Source organism: Streptomyces sp. CO7 (genome assembly GCF_053474865.1).
This window is the reverse complement of record NZ_JBRIOU010000002.1, coordinates 1,080,144-1,083,028: the sequence shown is the minus strand read 5'-3', so window position 1 is coordinate 1,083,028 and position 2,885 is coordinate 1,080,144. Positions and strand designations below refer to the sequence as shown.

The following is a 2,885-nucleotide window of genomic DNA, read 5'->3' as shown; positions in this document are numbered from 1 at the left end:
GGTCCACGGCCGCCGCGAGCAGTTCCACCAGGGCGCTGACGGCGACGAACACCACGGCGGACAGGGTCACCACGCCCTGGACCAGCGGCAGGTCGCGGCCGCTGACGGCCTGGAGGGTGATCCGTCCGATGCCGGGACGGGCGAAGACGTTCTCCACCACGACCGCCCCGCCCAGCAGGGTTCCGGTGAACCAGCCGGTGAGGGTCAGCGCGGGGAGCGCCGCGTGCCGCAGGGCGTGGCGGGAGCGCACGGCGGACTCGGTGAGCCCACGGGCCCGGGCGGTCAGGACGAACGGCCCGCGCAGCGCGTCGAGGAGGCCTTCACGCATCACCTGGATCAGGACGGCGGCGATGGGCAGCGCCAGTGTGAGGACCGGCAGGACGAGCGACCGGAGGCTTCCGCCGTCGGACACCGGCAGCCAGCCGAGCCGGAACGAGAAGAAGGTCAGCAGGACGATGCCCAGCCAGAAGGACGGGGTGGAGACGAGGACCAGTTCCGCCGCACCCGACAGGCGGCGCGGCCAGTGGGCCCGGCCCGAGGTGGCCACGGTCACCGCGAGGGCGAGGACGGCGGCGACCAGCGTGGCGCCCACGGCGAGTTCCACGGTCGGCCGCAGCTGCTGCGCCAGCGCCTGGGCGACCGGCTGCTGCAGCTGGTAGGAGTCGCCCAGGTCGCCGCCGAGCAGCCGCCCGAGGTAGGCGAGGTACTGGACCGGCAGCGGGCGGTCCAGTCCGTAGTGGTGCCGGATCTCCTCCCGCTGCTCGGGGGAGACCAGGGCGTTGGAGCCGACGACGGCGTGCACGGGGTCGCCGGGCACCAGTTGCAGGACGAGGAAGGCGCAGGTGGCTGCGCCCCACACGACCAGCACCGCGGCGCCCAGCCGGGCGCCGGCGCGGCGCAGGAGGATCATCGGCCGTCCTCCACCCAGGCGGGGTAGAACTCGGGCCAGGCGGAGGTGCTCAGGCGCAGCCCGTGGACGCGTTCGGCGACTCCCACCGTGGACTGCTCGACGTACGCCGGGACGACGACCGCCTGGTCGAGGGTGCGGCGCTGCACCTTGGCGTAGGCGGCGGCGCGCACCTCGGGGTCCTGGGCGCGCTGGGCCTCGTCCAGCCACTCGTCGACCTGGGGGTCGTCGAGGCGGGAGAAGTTGTGGCCGCCGCCCGCGGAGGACTCGGTGGAACGGAAGAAGTGGCTGAGGATGTCGCCGTCGGAGCGTGCCCAGGACATCTCGACGACGTCGTAGCGGCCCTCGTCGAGGCGGGAGGAGACCTCGGTGGCGTCCGTGGAGGCGGCGAGGTCGAGCTTGATGCCGGCCTTCTTCAGGTCGCCCTGTACGGCCTGCGAGAAGACGCTCGGCTTGCCGTAGACGGGGGCGACGACGGTGAGGGTGCGGCCGTTCTTCGTCCGGTACCCCTGGGCGTTCCGGCCGGTCCAGCCCGCCTCGTCGAGGAGCCGGGCGGCGCGGTCGGGGTCGTAGGAGTCCTGCTTCTCCAGGGTGGCGTCGTAGCTGTGCGGCGTGGTGGGCGAGAGGGTGCTGTGGGCGCGGGTCGCCGTGCCCTGGAAGACGGAGTCGACCACGGTGTCCAGGTCGATGGCGTGGCGGAACGCGCGGCGCACCCGGACGTCGGAGAACAGGTCACCCTTGGTGTTGAGGTAGAAGGCGTCGACCGCGCCCGGTACGGCCTGGGTGACGACGTCGAGCCGGTCGTCGCGCCGCACGGTGGCGATCTGCTGGGCCGGAAGGGCGGCGGCCGCGTCGACCTGACCGGAGGTGAGGGCGCCGACGCGGGTGGCGTCCTCGGTCATGAAGCGGATGGTGAAGGAGGACAGCCGGGCGGGGCCGCTGTGCCCGGCTCCCGCGGGCGCCCACCGGTAGTCCGGGTTGCGGGTGTAGCCGCGCTGCTGGCCTCGGACGTAGGACTTCGCCTTGAAGGGTCCGGAGCCCACCGAGGCGGTGCCGGCGCACAGTTGGTCGGCGCCCTTCTTGAGCGCCTTCGGGGACTGGATGCCGAGGTAGGTGGTGCTGACCGCCTGGAGGAAGGGCGCGTAGGGGCGGCTGAAGCGGATCTCGACGGTCCGCTCGTCGCGCACGGTGACGCCCTTGTACGGGCCGAGGAGGCCGGCGGCGTACTGGGACTGGGTCTTCTTCGCGGTGATGTGGTCGAAGTTGGCCTTCACGGCGGCGGCGTCCAGCGCGGTGCCGTCGGTGAAGGTCACGCCCTCGCGCAGGGTGAAGAGGTAGCTCTTCCCGCCGTCGCCGACGGTCCACTTCTCCGCGAGCCAGGGTTCCAGTTCGCCGTCGGGCGTCTGGTACACCAGCGAGTCGAAGACGGGGCGCTGGACGAAGGCGGTGACGTCCTGGGCGCTGGTGTGCGGGTCCCAGCAGTCGGGTTCCTGCTCGCCGGCGTAGACGAGGGATCCTCCGGAGCGCGGCGCGCCCGCCGCCGAGGTGTCCGAGGCGCCGTCGGTGGAACAGGCCGTCACCGCGGCGAGCACGAAGGCGGACAGCAGGGCGGCTCTGTGGACGGTGCGGCGCGATTGCATGGGTACTCCGGGAAGCCGGGGGTGCGGGACGGTATCCACTCTCGGCATGCGTCTAAAGTCGGCCTGAAGGCGACGCCGGGCGCGTCCCGTTGGCCGGGACGCGTCCCTCGCGGCCCTGGGGTCACCGCCGGATCGTGGCGTTCCCGACGGTGCCCGCCGGGACGTCCGCGGCCGCCTCGGCGAGCAGTTCGAAGGAGCGCAGGCGTTCGTCCTGTCCGTGCACGACGGTCAGCGCCATCACCTCGTCGGCGCCGGTGCGTTCCACCAGCGCGGCCAGCTTGGTGCGCACGGTGTGCGGGGAGCCGATCAGCTGGGGCTCCACCAGATCGTCCAGGAAC

General features: G+C 72.8%; 2 protein-coding genes and 1 pseudogene. All 3 read right to left on the bottom strand.

Going from position 1 to position 2,885, the window contains the following annotated elements; genetic code table 11:
• Window positions 1-910: ABC transporter permease (locus ACOV8S_RS06910; protein WP_448316721.1), on the bottom strand; the 910-nt coding region annotated here is incomplete at its 3' end.
• Window positions 907-2,547: an ABC transporter substrate-binding protein gene (locus ACOV8S_RS06905; protein WP_448316719.1), complete on the bottom strand. Its 1,641-nt coding sequence runs from the start codon at window positions 2,545-2,547 to the stop codon at window positions 907-909. The genes ACOV8S_RS06905 and ACOV8S_RS06910, both read right to left, overlap by 4 nt.
• Window positions 2,548-2,668: 121 nt before the next feature.
• Window positions 2,669-2,885 (bottom strand): annotated as a pseudogene (locus ACOV8S_RS06900) (alkanal monooxygenase); the annotation flags it as partial.